The 22,789-nt window shown below is 73.2% G+C and carries 17 protein-coding genes and 1 tRNA gene; 11 read left to right on the plus strand and 7 right to left on the minus strand.

The features are described 5' to 3' along the window. Positions 1-50: 50 nt before the first annotated feature. Positions 51-2,771 (minus strand): penicillin acylase family protein, encoded by a 2,721-nt coding sequence (locus ACFRQN_RS12055; protein ID WP_380740049.1) that lies wholly within the window; start codon positions 2,769-2,771, stop codon positions 51-53. Between the two features lie 239 nt (positions 2,772-3,010). Here ACFRQN_RS12055 and ACFRQN_RS12060 point away from each other — a divergent pair, with 239 nt between their 5' ends. The 5 genes from ACFRQN_RS12060 (at position 3,011) to mscL (ending at position 7,706) form a co-directional block, all read left to right on the plus strand. Then, entirely contained in the window at positions 3,011-4,495 is a 1,485-nt protein-coding gene (locus ACFRQN_RS12060; protein WP_049654523.1) for a potassium/proton antiporter, read from the plus strand. Positions 4,496-4,816: 321 nt separating this feature from the next. Next, positions 4,817-6,163 (plus strand): MFS transporter, encoded by a 1,347-nt coding sequence (locus ACFRQN_RS12065; protein WP_380718803.1) that lies wholly within the window; start codon positions 4,817-4,819, stop codon positions 6,161-6,163. Between the two features lie 214 nt (positions 6,164-6,377). Then, on the plus strand, positions 6,378-6,689 hold the full coding sequence (locus ACFRQN_RS12070; RefSeq protein ID WP_049654525.1) for an FmdB family zinc ribbon protein: 312 nt from the start codon (positions 6,378-6,380) through the stop codon (positions 6,687-6,689). A gap of 282 nt (positions 6,690-6,971) precedes the next feature. After that, complete coding sequence (locus ACFRQN_RS12075) at positions 6,972-7,256, plus strand: hypothetical protein (RefSeq protein ID WP_147409151.1); 285 nt, start codon at positions 6,972-6,974, stop codon at positions 7,254-7,256. Positions 7,257-7,286: 30 nt separating this feature from the next. Then, positions 7,287-7,706: a large conductance mechanosensitive channel protein MscL gene (gene mscL, locus ACFRQN_RS12080; RefSeq protein WP_049654529.1), complete on the plus strand. Its 420-nt coding sequence runs from the start codon at positions 7,287-7,289 to the stop codon at positions 7,704-7,706. Positions 7,707-7,740: 34 nt separating this feature from the next. On the opposite strand, the gene ACFRQN_RS12085 is transcribed toward mscL, so the two are convergent. Next, a complete protein-coding gene (locus ACFRQN_RS12085; protein WP_380740052.1) occupies positions 7,741-7,968 on the minus strand; it encodes a hypothetical protein in 228 nt (75 codons plus the stop codon). Between the two features lie 179 nt (positions 7,969-8,147). Then, a complete protein-coding gene (locus ACFRQN_RS12090; protein WP_049654530.1) occupies positions 8,148-9,119 on the minus strand; it encodes a sigma-70 family RNA polymerase sigma factor in 972 nt (323 codons plus the stop codon). A 425-nt stretch (positions 9,120-9,544) separates the two neighbouring features. On the opposite strand from ACFRQN_RS12090, the gene ACFRQN_RS12095 reads away from it, so the two are divergent. Both ACFRQN_RS12095 and ACFRQN_RS12100 read left to right on the plus strand, forming a co-directional pair. After that, positions 9,545-10,411, plus strand: a complete 867-nt coding sequence (locus ACFRQN_RS12095) for a phosphatase PAP2 family protein (RefSeq protein ID WP_380740054.1) — start codon at positions 9,545-9,547, stop codon at positions 10,409-10,411. An 81-nt stretch (positions 10,412-10,492) separates the two neighbouring features. Further along, positions 10,493-11,392: a carbon-nitrogen hydrolase family protein gene (locus tag ACFRQN_RS12100; RefSeq protein WP_380740056.1), complete on the plus strand. Its 900-nt coding sequence runs from the start codon at positions 10,493-10,495 to the stop codon at positions 11,390-11,392. 66 nt (positions 11,393-11,458) lie between these two features. Here the strand turns inward: ACFRQN_RS12100 and ACFRQN_RS12105 are convergent, their stop codons facing one another. Next, positions 11,459-13,927 carry an FtsX-like permease family protein gene (locus tag ACFRQN_RS12105; RefSeq protein WP_380740058.1) on the minus strand — a complete coding sequence of 823 codons (2,469 nt, stop codon included), beginning with the start codon at positions 13,925-13,927 and terminating at the stop codon, positions 11,459-11,461. Between the two features lie 280 nt (positions 13,928-14,207). Further along, a tRNA-Arg gene (locus ACFRQN_RS12110) sits at positions 14,208-14,280 on the minus strand. Positions 14,281-14,520: 240 nt separating this feature from the next. On the opposite strand from ACFRQN_RS12110, the gene ACFRQN_RS12115 reads away from it, so the two are divergent. Beyond that, positions 14,521-16,059, plus strand: coding sequence for a glycosyltransferase family 39 protein (locus ACFRQN_RS12115; RefSeq protein WP_380740060.1), 1,539 nt, complete (start codon positions 14,521-14,523; stop codon positions 16,057-16,059). Positions 16,060-16,140: 81 nt separating this feature from the next. Here the strand turns inward: ACFRQN_RS12115 and ACFRQN_RS12120 are convergent, their stop codons facing one another. After that, a complete protein-coding gene (locus ACFRQN_RS12120; protein WP_380740062.1) occupies positions 16,141-18,612 on the minus strand; it encodes a hypothetical protein in 2,472 nt (823 codons plus the stop codon). Between the two features lie 298 nt (positions 18,613-18,910). Between ACFRQN_RS12120 and ACFRQN_RS12125 the strand changes: the two genes are divergently transcribed. From ACFRQN_RS12125 to ACFRQN_RS12135, 3 genes are all read left to right on the plus strand, one after another. Continuing rightward, a complete protein-coding gene (locus ACFRQN_RS12125) occupies positions 18,911-19,651 on the plus strand; it encodes a GPP34 family phosphoprotein (protein ID WP_380740064.1) in 741 nt (246 codons plus the stop codon). Positions 19,652-20,285: 634 nt separating this feature from the next. After that, a complete protein-coding gene (locus ACFRQN_RS12130; RefSeq protein WP_049656226.1) occupies positions 20,286-21,149 on the plus strand; it encodes a helix-turn-helix transcriptional regulator in 864 nt (287 codons plus the stop codon). Next, positions 21,146-21,361, plus strand: a complete 216-nt coding sequence (locus ACFRQN_RS12135) for a DUF397 domain-containing protein (RefSeq protein WP_049656225.1) — start codon at positions 21,146-21,148, stop codon at positions 21,359-21,361. Before ACFRQN_RS12130 ends, ACFRQN_RS12135 begins: the two co-directional genes overlap by 4 nt. 189 nt (positions 21,362-21,550) lie before the next feature. Here the strand turns inward: ACFRQN_RS12135 and ACFRQN_RS12140 are convergent, their stop codons facing one another. After that, positions 21,551-22,666, minus strand: coding sequence for an ADP-ribosylglycohydrolase family protein (locus tag ACFRQN_RS12140; protein WP_049656224.1), 1,116 nt, complete (start codon positions 22,664-22,666; stop codon positions 21,551-21,553). Positions 22,667-22,789: the final 123 nt, after the last annotated feature.

The following is a 22,789-nucleotide window of genomic DNA, read 5'->3' on the forward strand; positions in this document are numbered from 1 at the left end:
CCCCGCTCCCTCGGGGGAGCGGGGCCGCCGGTGTCCGGGCCGTACGGGCGTCAGCCGGTGGTGAGCACCAGCTTGTGCTTGGTGGCCTTCTCGACCGCGTCCGGCGTGTAGGCCCAGGTCAGCAGCTTGCCCTTGAGCCAGAGGTCGGTCTGGTCGTTGTAGTTGTCGTGGAAGGCGTGGCCGGAGGCGCCGCCGACGTTGACCCAGCGCGAGGAGTCGAGGTCGTTCAGGTCGACCACCATGCGCATCGACGGGATCCAGTCCACCTGGTAGCCGGCCGCCGCGTTCCAGCCGGCCGCGTCGACCGCCGCCGAGCCGCCGGAGAGCCGGTACGGGCCGCGGTTGAGCAGCTTGTGCACCGCGCCGGAGGCGATCGAGGAGTCGTCGGTGCCGAGGGTCTGCTCGCGCAGCTCCAGCTTGTGCAGGCGGCCCCAGCTCCAGGTGGAGACGTCCTTGCTGAGCAGCGAGGTCAGCTCCTGGCGGGCGTTCTTCATCGCCTCCTGGAGCAGGTTGTCCAGGCCCTTCTGCTCCTTGTGCTGGTCGTCGATGTACGTCCACCACGAGCTGTCGGGCTTCTCCAGCTGCTGGCGCACGACCTCGGTCCAGCGGTCGCCGCCGTCCGGCTGGGCCTTGCCCGGTTCCCGGGTACCGCACTCGGTGACGATCTTGGTGGCGCTGTCCGGCTTGGTGGGGTCGTCCTGCTGGCGGACCAGCAGGCAGTTGTCCTTGGCCCGCAGGTCGGCCGGGAACTTCTGGCCGAAGGCGAGGATCAGCAGCTGGCGCCAGACGCCGTTGTAGTAGGCGGCGGCGGCCGAGTCGGCGTCCTGGTGGAAGTTCCAGTCCTTCAGCAGGTCCTGGGCCTCGCGCACGTACGGGTCGCTGACCGGCTGCTTGAGCAACAGCGGGACCAGCGTCTTGGCCATCACGCTGGTGTTGTCCAGCTGGAGGGTCTGCATGTCGTCCGGCGAGATCTTGCCGTTGTTCTTGAGCAGGCCCTCGATCTGGTCGGTGATCTCCTTGGCGCGGGTGCCGTACTCCCAGTCCTTGGTGAGGTTGTACTTGTAGCTCGGGTCCACCACGGCCTGGTTGGCGGTGACGATGTAGCCCGCCGAGGGGTTGAGGCTCCACGGCAGCGCGTTGAAGGGGATCGGGTCCTTCCACTGGTACGCGGAGTCCCAGCCCAGCGCCGGGAGGGTGCCGTCGCCCTTGCCGCGGACCGGGATGGTGCCCGGGGCCTGGTAGCCGATGTTCTTGGCGTCGGCGTAGATCAGGTTCTGCGCGGGGACGGTGAAGTCCTTGGCGGCGGCGCGGAACTCGTCCCAGTTCTTCGCCTTGTCCAGCTCGAAGACGGCGTCCATGGTCTTGCCGGGGCTGAGCGCCGTCCACTGCAGGGCGACGCCGTAGCCGCTGGTGCCGCGGTCCGGGGCGGAGGGGCCGTTGGGGGCGTACTTGCCGACGTTCTGCTGCTCGGTGCTCTGGTCGGAGATGAGCGGGGCGCCGGTCTGGGTGGTGCGGACGGTGATGGTGCGGTCCTCCCCGCCGGCGACCTTGATGGTCTCCTTGCGGAGGTCGAACTTCACGTCCTTGCCGTCCACCTGGTAGGTCTCCGGGCCGGTGACCTTCTCCAGGAAGAGGTCGGTGACGTCGGCGCCGAGGTTGGTGAAGCCCCAGGCGATGTCCTTGTTGTGGCCGATGACCACGCCGGGCATGCCCGCGAAGGTGAAGCCGGAGACGTCGAACTGGCAGGCCGGGGAGCTGGTCCGGCAGTGCAGGCCCATCTGGTACCAGACCGAGGGCAGGCCGGGGCCCAGGTGCGGGTCGTTGGCCAGCAGCGGCTTGCCGGTGGTGGTGTGCGAGCCCGCGACCACCCAGGAGTTGGAACCGATGCCCTGGCCGGGGCGGCCGAGCAGCTGCGGCATCGCGTCGACCTGGTCCGTCAGGCTCTGCAGCATCGCCTTGGTGGTGGCCGCGCCCTGGGCGGTGGCGGCCGTTCCGGCGGGCGTGCCGGACTGCGGGGAGCCGTCCGCGGGGCGGTAGTTGTCGCCGGTCACCGCGCCGGTCTTCACGATGGTGCCGTTGCGGGCGTACGGGTAGTCCGGGTACAGCTCGGCGATCTTGTCCGGGCCGAAGTCCTGGGCCAGCAGCGAGCGGTCGATCTCCTCCTGGAGGTTCCCGGAGAGGTTCCAGGCCATCGCCTTGAGCCAGGCCACCGAGTCGACCGGGGACCACTGCTCGGGCCGGTAGCCGCCGTTGACGACGCCGAGCAGGCCGTACTCCAGCGAGGCCTTCGCGCCGCCGGGGTGCTCGGAGAGCCAGGCGTTCACACCGTCCGAGTAGGCCTGGAGGTACTTCTTGGTCTCCGGCGAGAGCTTGGTGTCGAACTCCTTCTGCGCCACCTGCCGCCAGCCCATGGTGCGGATGAAGGTGTCGGTGTCGACCTGGCTGTCGCCGAACATCTCAGAGAGCCGGCCGGCGGTGATGTGCCGGCGGACGTCCATCTCCCAGAAGCGGTCCTGCGCCTGGACGTAGCCCTGGGCGCGGAACAGGTCCTCGTCGGTGTCGGCGTACAGCTGCGGGATGCCGTTCGCGTCCCGCTTGACGTCGACGGGCGCGCTCAGGCCCGCGACCTTCACGCTGCCGTCGACCTCCGGGAAGGAGGCGCGGACCGCGGAGACCCCGCGGTAGCCGCCGTAGCCGGCACCGGCCACCAACAGCACGACCAGCACGATCACGATCAGACGGGCGCGCCGGAACTTCTTCGAGCGGGGCATCTGGGTCCTTGCGGTCCTGACTTCGGGGCGGGCGGGCGTGTCCAGGGCCTGCGGCCGTGACAGGGCACCACATTAGGCCGAGTCGGCCGGGCACCGTGAACGGGGGACCAAGCTAAAGATATGGCAAAATGTTAGACTGCGTAACGATCCGCAAGGGGAGCATTGACGACTTCTTAACGGGTCACCCCACAGCACCACCAGACACCCCGTCCGCCCCTGCCTGCCCGAGGTGCCCCTGCGTGAACATCTCCCATCTGAACCAGCTCCTGCTCGAGTCCTCCGTGATCCTGCTGTTCGCGGTGGGCGCCGTACGCCTCTCCACCCGATCAGGGCTGCCCAGCCTGCTGATCTATCTGGGGATCGGCGTGGCGCTGGGCCAGAACGGGATCGGTGTCACGTTCAACAACGCGGAGCTCACCCAGGTGCTCGGCTACGCGGCGCTCGTGGTGATCCTGGCCGAGGGCGGCCTCAAGACCAGCTGGCGCGAGATCAAGCCCGTGATGCCCGCCGCGACCGTGCTCGCCACCCTCGGCGTCGGCGTCAGCGTGTTCGCCACCGCGGCCGGCGCCCACTGGCTGGTCGGCCTGGACTGGCGCACCTCGCTGCTGCTGGGCGCCATCGTCTCCTCGACCGACGCGGCCGCCGTCTTCTCCGTGCTGCGGATGGTCCCGCTGCCGCACCGGCTCACCGGCCTGCTGGAGGCCGAGTCCGGCTTCAACGACGCGCCCGTGGTCATCCTGGTCGTCGCCTTCGCCACCACCGGGGAACTGGACTCCTGGTACGTCCTGATCGGCACGATCGTCGCCGAGCTGGCCATCGGCGCCGTCATAGGCCTGGCCGTCGGAAAGATAGGGGCCTACGGGCTCAAGCACGTCGCCCTGCCCTCCTCGGGCCTCTACCCGATCGCCGTGATGGCGCTCACCGTGCTCGCGTACGCCGGCGGCGCGCTGCTGCACGGCTCCGGCTTCCTCGCCGTCTACATCAGCGCGGTGATCCTCGGGAACTCCAAGCTGCCGCACGGCCCGGCCGTCCGCGGCTTCGCCGACGGGCTCGCGTGGATCGGGCAGATCGGCATGTTCGTGCTGCTCGGGCTGCTCGTCACGCCCGAGACCATGGGCGACGCGGTGGTGCCCGCGCTGGTGATCGGCGGGGTGCTGGTGTTCCTGGCCCGGCCGCTGTCGGTGATGGTCTCGCTGACCCCCTTCAAGGTGCCGGCCCGCGAGCAGGCGCTGCTGAGCTGGGCCGGGCTGCGCGGGGCGGTGCCCATCGTCCTGGCCACCATCCCGGTGGTGTCCGGCGCACACCGGGCCGAGGACGTCTTCAACATCGTCTTCATCCTGGTCGTCGTCTTCACCCTGCTCCAGGGGCCGACCCTGCCCTGGGTGGCCAAGCGGCTGCGGATCGACGAGGGCGACATGGGCCAGGACCTGGGCATCGAGTCCGCCCCGCTGGAGAAGCTGCACGGGCACCTGCTGTCGGTCGCGCTCTCCCCCACCTCGAAGATGTCCGGCGTGGAGATCAGCGAACTGCGGCTGCCCAAGGGGGCCGCGGTCACCCTGGTCGTGCGCGAGGGGAACTCCTTCGTGCCGGACAAGGCGACGGTGCTGCGGGCCGGCGACGAACTGCTGGTGGTCACCACGGACGAGGTCGGCGAGGCCGCCGAGCGGCGGCTGCGGGCCGTGGACAAGGGCGGCAAGCTCGCGGGGTGGCTGAACGGGCGGTGAGGGGCGCCGGGCCCGCCCCGGCTCTCCTCGGTCCGCCTTGGTCCGGGGGCCCGGACGGGCCTGCGGGCCGGGGTGGGCTGGCGGTGTCTACGCGCGTAACTGTATGCTGGTTCGACCACGCCGTATAACCACCGCTAGACCACCCCAGCATCTGCCTGACGCAGAGTTGGCGCGACCGCTCGGCGGCCGCGGTCCGGCCCCCGGCCACCACGCCGGACCGACCCGGTATCTACCCCGGTCGACGCGCGAGAGGACGACTCTCGGCGCCGTCGGGGCCACACCATGCCCTGCCGCGCTACCAGGCAGCAGGAAGGACCGACCGTGACGGCGCGCCGAACGGTCGACACCGCCGCGCACCCCGCGGCCACCCCCGCAGCTCCCGCCCCCGCCCGCGTCGGGTACGGCGAGCTGCTGCGCACGCCCGGGGCCTGGACGTTCCTGTCCCCCGCCCTCGTCGCGCGACTGCCGTACGCGATGCTCAGCATGGGCATCCTGCTGCTCGTCACGCAGACCCACGGCTCGTACGGCACCGCCGGTACGGTCACCGCGGTCGCCGCGGTCGCCCAGGCCCTGATCGGGCCGCAGACCGGGCGGCTCGCCGACCGCTACGGCCAGGCCTCGGTGCTCGTCCCGACCGTGCTGGTGCACGCCGTCTCGGTCGGCGTGCTGATCGCCCTCGCGCTCGGCCACGCGCCCGCCTGGAGCCTGTTCCTGGCCGCCGTGCCGGCCGGTGCGAGCGTGCCGCAGGTCGGCGCGATGGTCCGGGCCCGCTGGGTCGCCAGGTTCACCGCCGACGGCGCCTCCGACGCCTCCGCGGCCCGGGTGAGCACCGCCTTCGCCTTCGAGTCCGTGACGGACGAGTTCACCTTCGTGATCGGCCCGATCCTGGCCTCCGGCATCGCCGCCCTCGCCAACCCGGCCACCGCCCTGGTCGCCGAGGCCGCGCTGACCCTCGTCGGCGGCCTGGCCTTCGCCGCCCAGCGGGGCACCGCCCCGGCCCGGATCGTGCCGCAGCCCGGCACCAGGCGCGCCTCGGCGCTCGCCTCCCCCGGCGTCCGGCTGCTGGCCGGGACCTTCCTCGGGGTCGGCGCGGTGTTCGGCGGCATGCAGGTCTCGGTGAACGCCTTCGCCGACTCGGTCGGGCAGCACGACGCCGGCGGCACCGTGTACGGGATCTTCGCCGGCGGCTCCATGCTGGCCGGCGTGCTGTACGGCGTGATCGCCTGGCGGCGGCCGGTGCAGCAGCGGATGCTGTTCAGCTACGCGCTGCTGGTGCTGGGCTGCTCGGTGCTGTGGGCGATGCCCAACCTGGTCGCGCTGACCGTCGCCGGGCTGGTCTGCGGACTGGCCATCGCGCCGACCCTGATCAGCGGCTACACCCTGGTCGAGACGCTGGTCGCGGACGGGGCCAAGACCGAGGCCTTCACCTGGCTGACCGGCGCCATCGGGCTGGGACTGGCGGTCGGCTCGATGGCGGCCGGCCGGCTGATCGACGGGCACGGGCCCTCCACCGGGTTCCTGGTGCCGGTGGTCGGGGCCGGGCTCGGACTGGTCGTGCTGGCCTCGCTGCGGCACCTGCTGGTGGCGCCGCGGGGCGAGGAGACCGCCGCTGCGGGGACCGCGGAGGGCGGGCGTCCGATGCAGCTGGCGGGTGTCGCCGAGGGCTGAGCGGGGCGGCGGCCGGGGGCCGGGCCTCCGGCCGCCGGTGCTGAGCCGACGGCGGCCAGAGGCTGCGCGGGTGCTGTCCGGGAACCGGGCCGACGGCGGCCGACGGGTGCTCCGGGGCCGATCTCACACCGGGGTCGCTGGACTGATCCCGCGGAATGCCGCATCATTGACCATCGTTAGCACTCATCAGGCGAGAGTGCCAGGAGGAAGACAAGTGCCCACGTACCAGTACCAGTGCACCGAGTGCGGCAACGGCCTGGAGGCGGTGCAGAAGTTCACCGACGAGGCGCTGACCACGTGCCCCGACTGCCAGGGACGGCTCCGCAAGGTCTTCTCGGCCGTGGGCGTCGTGTTCAAGGGCTCCGGCTTCTACCGGACCGACAGCCGTTCGTCCTCCAGCAGCTCGGTGGGCGCCGGGTCGTCGTCGACCCCCTCGACGTCGTCCACCGCGTCCACGTCCTCCTCGTCGACGTCGTCGGGCTCCGGCTCCTCGACCTCGTCCAGCCCGGCTCCGGCCGCGAGCTGATCCCGGCGCCGGGCACCATCGGCCCGGACGGCCCGTAGACCAGGGAAAGGCCCGTCGACCCCGCTTCCACGCGGGGCGGCGGGCCTTTTCGCATGCCCGCCCGGGCGCCCTGTCACCCCGGAGGGGTCGACCTCACTCCGGCGAGTGAACGAAGTTGTCCACAGGGGCGAGTTGTCCACAGGCCTGGGGAAAGGGCTTTCCGAGTTCGCCGGAAACGCCCATCGTGTGGGCATCCGGTCGGTCCGCGAGGGGCCGGCCCGCCGACACCCCGGAGGTGCGTCGATGACGACCGCGAGCTTCTCCCTCCCCCTGCCGCTGCCACTGCCCGCGCCCGCCGTGCCGCCCCGGCAGGAGCTGCCGAGCTTCCCGCCGATCCGGCGCGGGTGCGGCGGGTGGCACCGCTGGCGCAGCGCGGTGCGGCGGCGGGCCGCCGTGCCCGTCCTGGTGCTGCTCGCGGTGGCGTCGGCGCTGGCACTGGGGCCCGCGCGGGCCGGGCTGCCACCGCCCCAGGGAGGCGCACTGGGCCGGACGGGTTGTCAGTCCGGGGCTGCGGAAGATCACCCGTAACCGGGAGGCGACTTCGTCGTTCGAGGCGGCATGAAAGGCTTCAAGGAATTCCTGCTGCGTGGAAATGTCGTCGAACTCGCCGTCGCCGTGGTCATCGGCGCGGCTTTCACCAACATCGTCAACGCCTTCGTCAAAGGCGTGATCAATCCGATCGTCGGCGTCTTCGGGACCAAGGACCTCGCGTCCTACAGTTCCTGCCTCAAGGGGCCCTGCGAGGTGAGCCCGACCGGTGAGGTCACGTCCGGGATCCTCATCCTGTGGGGATCGGTGCTCAGCGCCGTGCTCCAGTTCCTGATCACCGCGGCGGTCGTCTACTTCGCCCTGATCGTGCCCATGAACAGGTTGGCGGCCCACCGCAAGAGCCTCGCCGAGGAGGCGGCGGAGGCCGAGGCCAAGGAGGTCCAACTGCTGACCGAGATCCGCGACGCGCTGGTCGCACCGCTGCGCTGACCGGCGGGCGCCGTTCGGCCCCGGTCCCCGTTCCTCAGTCCCCGTGGTGCGGCGGGCGCTGGCTCAGGTACCAGTCCAGCCCCCGTCCACCGCTCTCCCCCGCCCCGGGGCGGCCGCCCCAGCCTGCGTCGGTGTCGTCCCCGGACTGCTGGTCCAACGGGTCCCGGAAGACCAGCCGGGCCTTCACGGCCGCGGCCTTCCGGAGCTCCTGGTCCTGCTCCCCGCCCTGCTCCCGGTCCTTTTCCTGCCCCTGCTCGCTCACGCCGTCCACTCCGTCCGCTCGTCCCTTTCCTCCAGCCTAAGAGCCCCGTGGCACGCCTCGGGCCCCGGTGCGGGGCGCTCCGCACCAGGGCCCGATGAGGGCGGGTCCAGGCAGCCTGCCGGGAGGCTTCCCCGGCGGCCTCTCAGGCGGCTTCCTCAGGCGGCTTTCCCGGCGGCCTCTCAGGCGGCTTCGAAGCCCGCGTGGTCCGCGATCTTCTTCAGCTCGGCCAGCGCGTGCTTCTCGATCTGGCGGATCCGCTCGCGGGTGAGGCCGTGCTGCTTGCCCACCTCGGTGAGGGTGCGCTCGCGGCCGTCCTCCATCCCGTAGCGGGAGCGGATGATCGAAGCGGTGCGGTCGTCCAACCGCCCGATCAGGCCGTCCAGTTCCTCCCTGCGGAGCATGACCATCACGGCGTCCTCGGGGGACGTGGCCCCGGTGTCCTCGACGAGGTCGCCGAACTGGGTCTCGCCCTCGTCGTCGACCGACATGTTGAGGCTGACCGGATCGCGCGCCCAGTCCAGCACGTCCTTGATCCGGGCCTCGGTGGTGTCCAGCTCGGCCGCGATCTCGGCCGGCTCCGCCTCGCGGCCCAGCTCCTTGGACTTCTCCCGCTGCACCCGTCGGATCCGCCCGAGCTCCTCCACCAGGTGCACGGGCAGCCGGATGGTGCGGGACTGGTCGGCGATGGACCGGGTGATCGCCTGCCGGATCCACCACGTCGCGTACGTGGAGAACTTGAAGCCCTTGGCGTAGTCGAACTTCTCGACGGCGCGCACCAGGCCCGCGTTGCCCTCCTGGATGAGGTCCAGCAGCGGCAGGCCGCTGCGCGGGTAGCGACGGGCGACGGCGACCACGAGCCGGAGGTTGGAGCGGATGAAGACGTCCTTGGCGCGCTCGGCGTCGGCGGCTATCGCCTCCAGCTCCTCGCGCGTGACGCCGTCGGGGAGTTCGCCCTCGTCCAGCATGTGCTGGGCGTACACGCCGGCCTCGATCCGCAGCGAGAGCTCGACCTCCTCGGCGGCATCGAGCAGGGGTGTCCTGGCGATCTCGTCGAGGTACATGCCGACCAGGTCGCGGTCGGCCTCGAGGTTGGTCGGGCGGGCCGCGCGACTCCGGTCGGCCCTGTCGCGAACGACGGCACGGGTGGCCATGCTTGCTCCCTTTGCTGGTGTTGCCGAGGTCTGCCTGCCTGCCTCGTGAGGGCAAGAAATGCGGGCCCCTCGGGGCCTCACACGTAACGATCCAACGAACAGATTCCGGACAACATTCCCAAGTCACTCAGATTCTTCCCGGCGATGCAGTATCCTGCCGGTTTTCACCCCGCTTCTGGACACTGGGTGACCGGTCGGGCACTTCCCGTGTCATCGGGTGACCGCTCCGGGAGTGTTTTCTTCACTCGACCCTCACGCGACCACCGCCCACCCCTTGAACCCGCGAACGGCCGCCGACGTTCCCCGCGCACCCCGCCGTCCGTCCCGGCCCACACCCCGGCGCACGCAGGTCCTCCGCACAAACGATGCCGAATCGCTATCACTCCGGCCCTTGCTCGGCACGGGACACTGGGAAGGTGTCAGCCATGCACCTGACCAACAGCACGACCATCCTCACTGCGCGTAATCGCAGTCTCCTTCGGGACGCCGCGCTCGCGCTGGGCTGTGCCGCGCTGTTCGGCCTGCTGGCGGCCCTGGTCACCGGCCAATGGCGCCCGCTCGCCCGCTTCGACCAGGAGTGGATCGGCGAACTGCACACCTACGCCCGGGAGCACCGGATCTGGACCGCCTCGGTGCAGACGCTCTCCGACATCGGCGGCACCGTCACGATGCGTACGCTTCTCGGAATCGCCGCCGGGTGGCTCTGGTTGATCGGCGCCCGGGTGCTGGCCGGCTGGGTGGCCGCCCAGGCCCTCGTCGGCTGGGGCGTCCTGTGGGCGCTGAAGCTGTCCTTCGACCGCGCCCGCCCCTCCTTCACCGATCCGGTCTCGCACGCCGGCGGGCCGTCCTTCCCCTCCGGGCACGCCATGGCCTCGGCGATCACCTGCGCCGTCCTGGTCGGCCTGCTCTGGTACCGGGTCCGCCGGCGCGGCCGGACCGCCGCCTGCCTGGTGGCCGCGGCGACGGTGCTGACCATCGGCTGGACCCGGGTCGCGCTCGGCGTGCACTGGCCCAGCGACGTGCTGGCCGGCTGGCTGGCCGCCGGGATCGTGCTGGGCACCGTGACCGCCGTGATCCAGGTGTGGCGCCCCGGCGCGCTGGCCCAGGACGTACGGCGGGTCAACTGGCGTACCAGGCCCCGGGTGCAGCGGGTCCTCGTGTCGGCCGGGCACCCCTCGGGCACCGCCGCCCCGCTGGACGAGGACGGACCGCACGGCGCGCGGGACGGCGCCCCGGGCGAACCGGTGGACCCGTCCGACCCCGTCGACCGGCCGGACGAGGCCGTGCGCTGAGGCGCCGTCACCCCGCTGCCCCGCCCCCGCCGCCCCGTTACTCCGACGCCGGCCGAGAGCCGTCGCGCTAGGTTGGCGGCCATGTCCGACACCCCTGCCCCCACCGCTCCCACGGCTCCCAACGCCCCCACCGCACCGGACGGTTACCCCGGGCGCCCGCTGCGGATCGCCACCGTCCAGGCCCAGGCCGTGGCCGGTGACATACCGGCCAACGCCGCCCAGGCCGCCGGACTGATCCGCGAGGCCGCCCGGGCCGGCGCCCGGCTGGTGCTGTTCGCGGAGAAGTTCCTCTCCGGCTACGAGCCCGAGCTGATCAGCGCCGACCCCGTCAGGTACGCGGTCCAGCCCGGCGATCCGCGGCTCGCGCCGATCGCCGAGGCCTGCCGCGAGACCGGCACCGCCGCGATCGTCGGCGCCGCCGTACGGGACGGCGACGACCTGCGCATCTCCGCCCTCGTCCTCGGGCCGGACGGCGGCTTCGTCACCCGCTACGACAAGCAGCACCTGTTCAAGAGCGAACGCGAGCACTTCCGCCCCGGAACGGCCGGCTGCACCGTGGAACTGGACGGCTGGCGGCTCGGCCTCGGCGTCTGCTACGACTCCGGCTTCCCCGAGCACGCCCGCGCCGCAGCGCTCGACGGCTGCCACGCCTACCTGGTCGGCGCGCTGTTCAGCATGGGCCACGGCCACCACGAGTCCCGCACCTGGTTCCCGGCCCGCGCGCTCGACAACACCCTCTACACGGTGCTCGCCAACCACATCGGCCGCACCGGCGAGTGGCACACCTGCGGCGGCAGCGCGGTCTGGGGCCCGGACGGCCGGCTGATCGCCGAGGCGGGCGAGGACCGGCGCGAACTCGTCGTCGTCGACCTCGACCCGGACGTCCTGCGCACCACCCGCGAGACCGAGACCCTCCTCGCCGACCTCGCCCTCGCCGCCGACCGGCCGCCCGCGCCCCGGACCCGCTTCACCCTGGCCTGAGCACCCCGCCGGGCCGGCCACCCGAGAGCCGGGAGCCGGTTGCCGGGCACCCGGCTGCCGGCCCGGTCAGGAGGCCCGCATCGCCGCCACCGCGCTCATCCGCCCGACCCGGCGGGCCGGGAGCACCGCGGCGGCCAGGCCGACCAGGACGGTCAGGCCCAGGGCGGCCAGCACCGGCAGGACCGGCGGGGTGCCGACCGTCCCCACCGTCGAGGTGATCGAACGGGCGGCCGCCCAGCCGTAGGCGGCCCCCAGGCCCGTCCCGACCAGGGCGCCGGCCAGGGAGAGCAGCAGCGCCTCCAGGGTGAGCATCCGGCGGAGCTGTTCGCGGGACATCCCGATCGCGCGCAGCATGCCGATCTCGCGGGAGCGTTCGCTGATGCTGAGCATCAGGGTGGCGGCGACGCCGAGGCCGGCGATGGCGACGGAGAAGGACAGCAGGGCCATGCTGATGGTCTTCAGCCGGTCCAGCAGGGAGCGCAGGGTGTCCGCCTGGGCGGCCGTGTCGGCGACGGTCACCTGCGGGTGGTCGGCGAGGGCGTGGTCCAGGGCGCGGCGGGCGGTCGGCCGGTCCTCGCCGGCGGCCGGGCTGATCCAGGCCGTGGTGACGGGCGCGCCGGGGGCGAGGCGGTCCAGGGTCGTGGGCGCCACCAGCAGGGTGGCGCCGCTCTGCAGGGTGAACGGCAGGCTGCTGCGGCCGGGTTGGAGCCGCAGCTCGACGCCGCCGACCCGGCGCACCCCGGTGTCGCCGAGCCCGCTCAGCACGCCGCCCTCGGTGAGCGCGCGGGCCCGGTCCACGTCGTCCGTCGAGGAGTTGAGCCGGGTGGCGTCGACGGCGGCGACCACGGTGGGCCGGCCGTCGAGGTCGACGGTGGCGGACCGGACCGGGGTCACGGTCAGTCCGTGCTCGGCGCCGAGCGCGCCGAGCGCCCCGGCGGGCAGGGCGCCGCCGCCGGTGGCGGCCGCCGAGAAGACCCCCGGCTGGCGCGCGGACACCACGGGCACCAGCGACTGGGAGGTGATGTCCAGCGCGGTGACCGCGCCGACCATCACGGTGACGCCGAGCAGCAGCGCCGAGCCGGTGGCCCCGGTGCGGCCCGGGTTGAGCCGCAGCTGCTGGGTGGCGAGCCGCCCGGCCGTACCGCCGAGCTTCCGGGCGGGCCGGCCGAGCACGGCGACGACGGCGGGCAGCACCCGGTGGGAGAGCCGCAGCACCCCGAAGAAGTTGGCGATGGCGCCGACGGTGACGGCGAGCAGCGACAGCGGCGGCGGGGCCACCGCCCCGGCCACCAGCAGCGCGGTGCCCGCGACCAGCAGTCCGGTGGTCCACACCGCGGCCCGCACCCGGGCGGCCCCGTCGGCCGGCGCGGGGGTGCCGCCGAGCGCGGCGATCGGCGGCACGGCCGCGGCGGCCTTCGCCGGGCCGCGGACGGCCAGCAGGGTCAGCAGCACGCCGAACAGCCCGGCCAGCAGGCAGATCGGCGGGGAGGGCAGCAGTGACAGGTGCACCGGGCCGAGGTCGAGCCCGCCGACCACGGCGGTGCCGGCCGCGCCGAGGGCGACGCCCAGCAGCACGCCCGTCGCCGAGGCGCCCACCCCGAGCAGCAGCCCCTGGCGGCGGATCAGCCGGCGCAGCTGCTGCCGGTCGGCGCCCACGCAGCGCAGCAGGGCGAGCTGGCGGGTCCGCTGGGCGAGCACCACGGTGAAGGTGTTGCCGACCACCATCCGCGCCACCGCGAGGGCGATCAGGACGAAGGAGAGCGAGGCGATCAGCACCATGCCGTACAGGGTGCTGCTCTGCCGGGTCGCCTCGTTGACCGAGGCCTCGTGGGTATGCACCTGGACGTCGGCACCGAGGGCGGCGCGCAGGGCTTCGACGGTCCCTGCCCGGGAGGCGCCGGGGGCGACCCTGACGTCGAGCCGGTCGGTGACGGCGCCGGCCGCGTAGCCGGCGACCGCGTCCGCCGGGACGCCGATGATCGGGACCCCGGCGAGGCTCGGGGCGCCCCGCTCGTCCAGGGTGCCCACCAGCCGGGCGGTGGCGGTGGTGCCGTCGGCCCGGGCCAGGTGCACCTCGGCGCCCACGGCGGCGTCCAGCCGGTGCGCGGTTCCGGTGTCGAGCAGCACCTCGCCGGGTCCGGCGGGCCAGCGGCCGTCCTTGAGCAGCTGCCAGCGCAGCGCCGGGTCCTCGGCGACGGCGCTGACCGCGGCGGTGCGGTCGAGCGGCCGCCCGTCGGCGGCCAGCACGCCGCCCTTGCCGGTCAGCCGCGGCGCCACCGCGGCCACCCCGGCGGTCTGCCGCACCCGCTCCGTCGCCGCCGCGTCCAGACCGCCGGCCGCGGTCTTCCCGGTCACTTGGATGTCTCCGGGCCCGACCTCGGCGGCCGCGGTCTGGCTGAAGGAGTCCACCAGTGCCCCGCTGCCGCTGACGGAGGCGATCAGGAAGGCCACCCCGAGCGCGATCGCGGCGCCGCTCAGGAGCAGTTGGCGCAGTTGGCCGCGCAGTTCGGCCACGGTGTATCGGTACGTCGTCATGGTTCCCCGGCTCGTCCACCCTGGCCGGTACGGTGCTCCGGCAGGGGTCTCGACGAGCCTAGGAGTGGAGCGGCCGCGGGCCATCGGCACGAGGTCTGCTTCATGATCAATCCGTGGGCGGACGGCCTCCCGCCCCCTCCTCCTCCCGGAGAGGTACGCCGCCCCTGACACCGTCAGCCCCGGGAACGCCGAGGGCCCCGGACCGGTCGGGCACCGCCGGAAAGCGGCACAGGCCCCCCGCCCGACATGGGCGGAGGGCCTGTGACCTGCGTGTTCGTTGTGCCCCAGGCAGGATTCGAACCTGCGACACCGGCTTTAGGAGAGCCGTGCTCTATCCCCTGAGCTACTGAGGCGGGGCCCGCGTGCTGCCGGGCCGTTCACAGCGTACCGGATCGGGGCTGGGGCTCGGGGTGCGTCCTGTGGATCTTGTCGGATCGGGCCGCGGCGGCGCGGACCGGGCGGGATCCGCGGGAGGCGCCGCACGGCGGCGGAGGGGGTGCGGGTGGCCGACGGCGCGTCAGGGCGGGTCAAGTAGCCTGCCGGGCAGGGCGGGATCCGCCCCGGCGCGTCGCGTGAAGGAGACGAAGGACTCGATGAGACCTGCTGTGCGCCCGGTGGGCCGGCTGTTGGGGCAGGTGTGGGTGTGGCCCGCGCTGGTCATGCTGGCGGTGGGCGGGTACCGGCTGGGAACGCCGGACCTGTGGCGGGACGAGATGGCGACCTGGACGGTCTCCACCCGCTCGCTGGGCGACCTGCTGCGACTGCTCCAGCACGTGGACGCCAGCAACGGCGCGTACTACCTGCTGATGCACGGCTGGACGGCGGTGTTCGGCGACTCGACGCTCTCCCTGCGAATACCCTCCGTGCTGGCGATGGCCGGGGCGGCGGCGCTGGTGGCGCTCACCGCCCGACGGCTGTTCGGCAGCAAGGTGGCGGCGGTCGGCGCCGGGCTGCTGCTCGCGGTGCCCCCGGAGATCTCCCGGTACGCCCAGGAGGCGCGCTCCTACGCGCTGGTGACCTGCGCGATCGCGGCGGCCTCGTACTTCCTGCTGCGGGCCCTGGAGCGGCCGACCTGGCGGCGCTGGGCGCCGTACTGCGTGGCCATGGCGCTGGCCGGCGCCGGGCACCTCGTCTCCTTCAGCACCGTCGCCGGGCAGCTGGGGCTCCTGGCGCTGCACCTGTGGCGCACCCGTCCGGCGGCGGACCGGCGGCTGCTGTGGCAGTACCCGCTGGCGGTCGCCGTGGCAGCGCTGCCGGTGCTGCCGGTGGTGCTCCTGGGCAGCCGGCAGTCGGACCGGCAGCTGGGCTGGATACCGACCCCCTCCCTGCGCGGCCTCGCCTACTTCGGCGAGCGCCTCTTCGGCTCGGACCTCGTCTTCTACGCCTTCGTCCCGCTGGCGCTGCTGGCACTGGCACTGCCCGGCCGGCGGATCCAGGCCTGGCAGGCGCTCCTGCTCGCGGAGCTGCCGGTGGTGGGCGTCTGGCTGGTGTCCCGGCTGACCGACACCTCGTACTTCCTCGGGCGGTACCTGCTGTTCACGGTGCCCGCCTGGGCGGTGCTGGCCGGCGGCGGCGCCGGGGCGGTGTACGGCGCGGTGGCGGCCCTGGCCCGACGGCGCGGCCGGGCGCCCCGGGGGGCCGTCGCGGTGGCCGGGCTGCTGACGGTCGGGCTGCTCGCGGCGCCGGCCGTGGTCGCGCTGCCGAAGCAGCCCGAGATCCGGTACGCGGACTCGCACAACGGCTCGGAGGAGCCGTTCAAGGCGGCGGCCCGGGAGATAGCGGCCGGCTACCGCACCGGGGACGGGATGGCGGCCCCGCTGGGCGACCAGGCCTGGGCGATGGCCTGGCCGGGCGTCAGCTACTACCTGCCCCGGGACGTCGTCCCCTTCCCGGTCTTCGTCGCGCAGAGCGCCGACGACGCCGAGGACCTCTCCCCGACGCCCTGCCCGCAGCCGGCGGACTGCCTGGGCGGGGTGTCCCGGATATGGCTGCTGGTCCTCGGCGACACCGAGGACCCGCTGGGCGCGATGCCGACCGACCAGGCGCAGGTGCTCCGCACCCAGTACGGCGACCCGGACCGGGTGACGCCGCTCGGCGGCCTCACGCTCGCGCTGCTCGACCGGGACGCGTAGGGGGCGAAGAAGAGAAGGGAGAAGGGGAGCCGGTGCGGACCGGCTCCCCTTCTCCCTTTCCCCGTTCGGCGCCTCAGCGCCTCACAGCGTGCGCAGCAACCGGGACTGGATGGACGGCGGGTTCAGGTCGGACTGGAGGGCCACCGGGACCTCCGCCTTGTCCTCGCCCGCGCCCACCCGCAGCGTGCCGACCTCCGTGCCGGCCAGCGCGCGGTGGCCGATCTTCGAGGTGTCCAGGGTGACCGTGCCGGAGATGCCGGGGAAGCCCGCCACCACCAGGTCCTTGGTCGCGACGACCGCGACCTTGCCGCCGATCCCGTCGTCCACCGAGCCGACGACGTCGCCCTTCTTCACCACGGTCTGGCCGGTCACGCCGTTCTGCGCGGCCTGGATCTGCTTGCCGCTGACCTTCAGCACGGTCGGCAGGATGCCGTCGCCCGGGTTGGGCGAGGTGGCCTGCTGGCCCAGCGTGACGCCGAGGATCAGCCGCTGCACGCCGCCGATCTCCTTGTAGGCGGCCCACATCAGGCAGCCGCCGGCCGGGGTGCTGGAACCGGTCTTGACGCCGATGACGCCGGTCTTCGGGTTGATCAGGTTGTTGGTGTTGGAGATCTTCACGTTGTTGAAGTTGGTCTCCGGGGTGGAGACGATCTGCCGGAAGATCTCGTCCTGCATGACCTGCTCGGCCAGCTTCAGCTGGTCCTTGGCGGTGGACTTGGTGTCCGCGCTGAAACCCGCCGGGTCGGCGTAGATGGTGTTGGTCATGCCGAACTTGGTCGCGGTGTCGTTCATCAGCTTGACGAACGCGTCCTCGGAGCCGGAGTGGAAGCGGGCGAGCAGCCGGGCCACGTTGTTGGCCGAGGGCAGCATCAGCAGTTCCAGCGCCTGGTACTCGGTGATGACCTGGCCCTCGGTGAGGGTCACCCGGGACTCGTCGACGTTGCCGGACTCCTGCGCGGCCTGCTTGTCGACGGTGATCTTCGGACCGCTCTCCCCCTTCTTCAGGGGGAACTTCTGGAGGATCAGGTAGGCGTTCATCACCTTGGTGACGCTGGCGATCGAGGACGGCGTCTCCTGGCCCGAGCTGCCGAGGCTGCCGACGCCGACCACCTCGGCGGCGGACTGGCCCTTGGCCGGCCAGGCGAGGTCGAGCACGTCGCCGGAGAAGCTGTAGCTGCCCGCGGCGGTCATCTTCAGCTTGGGGTCCGGCAGCGGACGCAGCAGCTGGGCCACCGCGAGCGCGCCGAGCACCACGGCGAGGAAGACCGTCCAGATGGTCACCCGCTTGAGGGCACGCCGCAGCGGCGAGACCGGGCGGGCGTTGAGGGAGGCCAGGACCTCCATCGCCTCGGCGGTGTTCTCCGGCGACGGCAGCGGCTCCGGGGCGGGCAGCGGCTCGGGCTTGGGCAGCGGCGGGACCGGCGGCACCGGCCGCGGGTCGGGCTCCGGCAGCGGCTTCGGCGCCGGTACGGGGGCGGGCTCGGGGGTCGGCTTCGGCAGCGGCGCCGGACCGGGGGTCGGCTCGGGCTCGGGAAGCGGCTTGGGCTCGGGCTTGGGCTCGGGCTTCGGCTCGGGCACGGTGCCGGTCCCGGGGACGGCGGCGGCCGCGGAGGCGCGCAGCGGCGCGGGCTTCTCCAACTTCTCGGCCTGACCCGGCCGCTGACCCGACTGACCCGACTGGCCGGGCTGAGCGGGCTGAGCGGGCTTGGTCAGCGCGAGGGTCACGGAGCCGATGGCGGGAGCGCCGTCGTCGTCGCCGGTGTCGCCGGTCTCCTCCGGGGTCTCCTCGGCCTTCCCTGCCTTCTCGCTCTTCTCGGTCTTCTCGCTCTTCTCGGCCTTCTCGGCCTTCTCGACCGGCTCCGCCGTGGCGGCTTCGTCGGTCTTGTCGGCCGCTTCGTCGGCCGGCTCGTCGAGCTTCTCCGCCGCCTTCTCCACCGGTGCGGCGGCAGGCTCGGAGCCGCCCTCGGAGCCGGTCTCCCCCGACGGCTCGGCCGTCTTCTCCCCGGCCTTCCCCGCCACCGCGGCACCTGTCCGCATGGCGAGACGCGGGTCGGCGGCGACCGGACGCCCGGCGGACTCCGTCACCTCCGCGGTGTCCGACGAGGACTCCTTCTCCTCGCCCCCACCTTCGGAACTCCCCTTGCCGGCAGCCTTCACCAGCTCCTCGGGCAGCCGCAGCGCGGTGGTCCGGTTGTCCACCGGCAGTCGCAGCATCGTCGTCCGGCTGTCCACATCCCGGACGCGGAGCTGCACGGTCGAGCCGCCCTTGGGCGCCGTCGCCGGGGCGTCGTCGGACGCCTCCGGGGCGGCCTCGGCGGAGGTCTCCGCGGGGCTGTCCGAGGCGGTGCCGGAGTCGGCGGCCGAGGAGGCGGCGTCGGAGGAGGTCTCCGCGGTCGCCCCGGTCTCAGCCGCGGCTGACGCCCGGTCGGCCGCCGCACCGGAGCCGCCCCCGGCCGGCCCGGCGGCGTCGGCCGCCGCACCGGTCCGTTCGGGTTCGCGGTCCCGCTGCCGCTCGTCGCCGTCCCTCAGCACCCTGTCGGGGGACTCGCCCACGTATCCCAGCCTCCTCAACGCCCGGCGGGGCACCGGCGAACCCGATTTCGGGAAGCCGACGCCCCGCCCCGTGTACCTGTACAGTCTCCGCCACCGGCGGCCGTTCCGGCCGCGCACACCCCGCCCGACCGGCGCTTATTGTCGTCGCCCGGCCGCGCCGCGGTCTGTTCACCGCTCAGACGCAGGGCCCGCCGCCGCCGGTTCCGCGCCTTCACCGCAAGGTCACGATTCGGAGGCGTACTCGACAAGCCCGTGTGAGAGGCGTCACCCTGTCTCTCATCCACGCGGGGAGGCTTGGATGGGCAAGAGCCGCAGAACTGTTCCCGAGGAACTCTTGCTGCTCGCTTTGGACCCGACCACGGGTACCACAGCGCAGCCGCAGACCCTCGACCTCGGACTTGCCGGGGCCCAGCTCGTCGAGCTGTCCCTGGCCGGACGGATCGTACCGGAGGGAGACCGGATCGCCGTCGTGCTCGCACGGCCGACCGGCGACCCGACCCTCGACCATGCACTGGAACTGCTGCGCCGACGCGGCAGTCCGGTCCGCGCGGCGCACTGGATCGGCGGGCCCCGGCTGGGGCTGCGGCAGACGTATCTGGCGCACCTGGAGCGCTGCGGCATGGTCACGGCCGTACCGGGCCAGGTGTGCGGCGTGCTGCCGACGACCCGGTACCAGGCGTCCGACGACTGCACCAACGCCGCGATCAAGCAGCGGCTGGACAGCGCGATCCGCACCGGCGTCCCGCCGGATCCGCGGACGGCGGCGCTCGCGGCGCTGGCCCACTCGGTCGGCCTGGGCAAGCACCTGTACCCGGGCAACGAGGGCCGGTCCTCGCGGTCGCGGCTGCGCGACCTGATCCGGTACGACCCGCTGGGCGGGATGGTCGCGCACGCCGTGATGGACGTGCAGAACGGCCTACCGGCTCAGCAGAACCGTTCTTCCCAGGGTTCCGGGGCCGCTTCCGGCCGTCCTGGCGCCCGTACGGCGGGCCGGGGTTCGGGCGGGCGGGTCCCCGCCTCCCGGGTCGGCGTGCGCTGATCACAGCGGCGTGCACTGATCTCGGCGGAGCGCACTGACCGCGGCGGTCCGCGCGGCCCGGCGGGCAGCCATCACGGCGCCCGACACCACCGGCCGCACGCCCGCCGCACGCCCGCCGGCACCGGTCGCGCGTCCGACGCCAACGGCCGCGCACCCGGCGGCGCACGCCGCCCCGCTCGCACCGCCCGAGGGCGCCGAGCGACCCGACGCACGACCGGTACCACCGGCGCCAGGAGCACGACGCGCACCGGCCGCACCGGACGCACCACCGGCACCACCAGCACCGAGGGGCGGTCGCCCCGCGACGCGAGTCGCCCGGCGACCGCCCCTTCGCCGTCCCCGGACGCCCGGCAACCGCCCGCCCCCGCACGCGCCGGGGCAGGTGCGGGCCGGTCCGGGGACGGCCTCCGCAGTACCTGTCCGAGTCGTCCGAGCCGCATTACCACCTGGGGGCTTTCGCTGTCTCGCGGAAGTGCTTTTCCGATGATCTGTTCTACCGCGCTGCTGTGATTCCCCGGCGCCGACCTGGCCCAAGGTGACATGCTGCTCCAAGTCAGGGGGGTTGGTCCCAATGTCCGAAGTGTTCCGAGGACTGCCGTTCCAACGAGCACCAGAGGTCCGGCCGGAGGTCGAAGTGTCCGCCAACGTCAATCCCACCGTGCGCCGTCGGCGCCTCGGTTCGGAGCTGCGCAAACTCCGTGAGGGCCTCGGCATGACGGCGGAGGAGGTCGCCGGCCGGCTGATGGTCTCCCAGTCGAAGATCAGCCGGCTGGAGAACGGCCGGCGCAGCATCAGCCAGCGCGACGTGCGCGACCTCTGCGACGTCTACAAGGTGCCCGACGACCAGTTGCGCGCCAGCCTGATGGAGATGGCCAAGGAGTCCCGCCAGCGCGGCTGGTGGCACGACTTCAACGACATGCCGACCCCGTACAGCGTCTACATCGGGCTGGAGGCCGAGGCCTCCTCGATCCGCGCGTACGAGTCCTCCTTCGTCCCCGGCCTGCTGCAGACCGAGCACTACGCCCAGGCCGTGGTCGAGGGCACCCAGCCGGACACCGACGCGGTCGCCGTGCAGCGCCGGGTGCAGGTCCGGATGAAGCGCCAGGAGCGCGTCCACGGCGAGAACCAGCTGGGCAGCCTGTGGACCGTCATAGACGAGGCGGTGCTGCGCCGCGAGGTCGGCAGCAAGGCGGTGATGGCCCAGCAGCTGCGGCAGATGCTGGAACTCAGCCAGCGCCCGAACATCACCATCCAGGTGATCCCGTTCTCGCACGGCGCCCATCCCGGAATGACCGGGACATTCTCGCTGCTGGAGTTCCCCGAGTCAGCCGATTCCACAGTTGTCTACTTCGAAGGTGTGACGAGCGATCTCTACCTGGAGAAGGAGGCGGACGTGCGCCGCTATACCGGTCTGTACGACTACCTGAGAGCGGCCGCACTCGGTGTCTCGGAGAGCCGGTCGCTGATAGCCGACATCGAGAAGGAATTCCACGAATGATCACCCCGTCCGAGTACGGAACCCCTTGGCACAAGAGCAGTCACAGCGGGGGCCAAGGCGCCTGTGTGGAGATCGCCGTCCCCGGCGCGGGGGAGGTGGCCGTCCGGGACTCCAAGGACCCCCGGGGCCCCCAACTGCGCTTCTCGACCGAGGCGTGGAACACCTTCGCCTCGGCGGCGGCGGGCGGCGCCTTCGGCGAGCTCCCGGGCTGACCCCCCTCCGGTTCCGCACTCGGACCAGTTGCCCGTAGCGGTGTCCGTCGCCCGTCGGCGGCCGGCGCTACGGGCAACTCCCGTTCCGGGGGCCGCCCCGGCCCGGCCCGGCTCCGGTCCCGAGGGCCGGTCCCGAGGGCCGGTCCTGAGAGCCGGTCCCGGTGCAACTCCGGCTCACAAGGCCCCGGTTCAGCCCGCCACCGGGTAGCGGGTGGTCCAGTTGGCGCCCTCCGGGGTCCGCCGGTCGTGCAGTTCGGTGCCGTGCACCAGCTCCATCACGAAGTCGTCGGCGAGTTCGAGGATCGCCCCGCGCCCTTCGAGCCCGGCCAGCAGGCCCGGCGGCAGCGCGGTGTCCCCGTGCAGCGCCCCGAGCAGGTTGCCGCAGATCGCGCCGGTGGAGTCGCTGTCCCCGGAGTGGTTGACGGCGAGCAGCAGGCCCGAGCGGACGTCGTGCGCGACGAGGGCGCAGTAGACCCCGATCGCCAGCGCCTCCTCGGCGACCCAGCCCTCCCCCAGCGCCTCGACCCGCTCGGCGGACGGCTCGCCGGCCCGCACCGCGTCCAGGGCGGCCCGCAGCGCCGCGGTGGTCTCCTCGTGCGCCGACCGCTCGGAGAGCAGGGCGAGCGCGAGGTGGACGCCCTCCTCCAGGGTGCCGCCGCGGGCGACGGACTGGACGATCACCGCGAGCGCGCCCGCCGCGAGGTAGCCGGTGGGGTGGCCGTGGGTGAGCACCGAGCACTCCACCGCGAGCTGGAACACCAGGCCCGGCTCCCAGGTGGTGAGCAGTCCGAAGGGCGCCGCCCGCACCACCGTGCCGCAGCCCTTGGAGTGCGGGTTCTTGGGGGCCTCCAGGGTGCCGAGCCGCTCGGCGTGGGCCCCGCTGAGACCGGACAGGCAGCCCTGGCCGGGGGCGCGCTGGGCGTACAGCCACTCCTCGCGGCCGAGCCAGCCGAGGTCGGGGCGGCGCTCGTCCGGGCCCCAGTCGCGCTGGGTGGCGGCCCAGCGCAGGTAGGCCAGGTGCAGGTCGGTGGGCGGGTGCCAGCTGCCGGTGTCCCGTCGGATGTGGGCGCGTATCAGTCCGTCGACGGTGAAGAGGCTGAGCTGGGTGTCGTCGGTGACGGCGCCGGTGCGCCCGTACGCGGGGACGTAGCCGGTGACGCCCTGCGGGCCGTGCTGGGCCCGGATCTTCTCCAGCGACTCGAACTCGACGCCGGCTCCGAGCGCGTCGCCGATGGCACCGCCGAGCAGACAGCCCCGCACCCGGCTGCGGTAGTCCTGCTGCTGGGCGCGTGACCACAGTGGCATCACGACGGGGCGCCTTTCCTCGGGCGTGTGGGGGTCCGCGCGACGCTCGGCCGGGCGCGCGCCCTCGCACTGTATTCGACGAGCCGGTCGGACCGGCCCCGTCCCCCGGACTTCGGCGCACCC

The organism is Kitasatospora sp. NPDC056800 (assembly GCF_042789775.1).
Classification (GTDB): Bacteria; Actinomycetota; Actinomycetes; order Streptomycetales; family Streptomycetaceae; genus Kitasatospora.

What these genes read in the sequence shown, in the direction of transcription:
- ACFRQN_RS12055 (WP_380740049.1), bottom strand. Translation starts at nt 2,771, where the DNA reads ATGCCCCGCTCGAAGAAGTTCCGGCGCGCCCGTCTGATCGTGATCGTG.
- ACFRQN_RS12075 (WP_147409151.1), top strand. Translation starts at nt 6,972, where the DNA reads ATGACGACCGCGAGCTTCTCCCTCCCCCTGCCGCTGCCACTGCCCGCG.
- mscL (WP_049654529.1), top strand. Translation starts at nt 7,287, where the DNA reads ATGAAAGGCTTCAAGGAATTCCTGCTGCGTGGAAATGTCGTCGAACTC.
- ACFRQN_RS12090 (WP_049654530.1), bottom strand. Translation starts at nt 9,119, where the DNA reads ATGGCCACCCGTGCCGTCGTTCGCGACAGGGCCGACCGGAGTCGCGCG.
- ACFRQN_RS12095 (WP_380740054.1), top strand. Translation starts at nt 9,545, where the DNA reads ATGCACCTGACCAACAGCACGACCATCCTCACTGCGCGTAATCGCAGT.
- ACFRQN_RS12100 (WP_380740056.1), top strand. Translation starts at nt 10,493, where the DNA reads ATGTCCGACACCCCTGCCCCCACCGCTCCCACGGCTCCCAACGCCCCC.
- ACFRQN_RS12105 (WP_380740058.1), bottom strand. Translation starts at nt 13,927, where the DNA reads ATGACGACGTACCGATACACCGTGGCCGAACTGCGCGGCCAACTGCGC.
- ACFRQN_RS12115 (WP_380740060.1), top strand. Translation starts at nt 14,521, where the DNA reads ATGAGACCTGCTGTGCGCCCGGTGGGCCGGCTGTTGGGGCAGGTGTGG.
- ACFRQN_RS12125 (WP_380740064.1), top strand. Translation starts at nt 18,911, where the DNA reads ATGGGCAAGAGCCGCAGAACTGTTCCCGAGGAACTCTTGCTGCTCGCT.
- ACFRQN_RS12135 (WP_049656225.1), top strand. Translation starts at nt 21,146, where the DNA reads ATGATCACCCCGTCCGAGTACGGAACCCCTTGGCACAAGAGCAGTCAC.
- ACFRQN_RS12140 (WP_049656224.1), bottom strand. Translation starts at nt 22,666, where the DNA reads ATGCCACTGTGGTCACGCGCCCAGCAGCAGGACTACCGCAGCCGGGTG.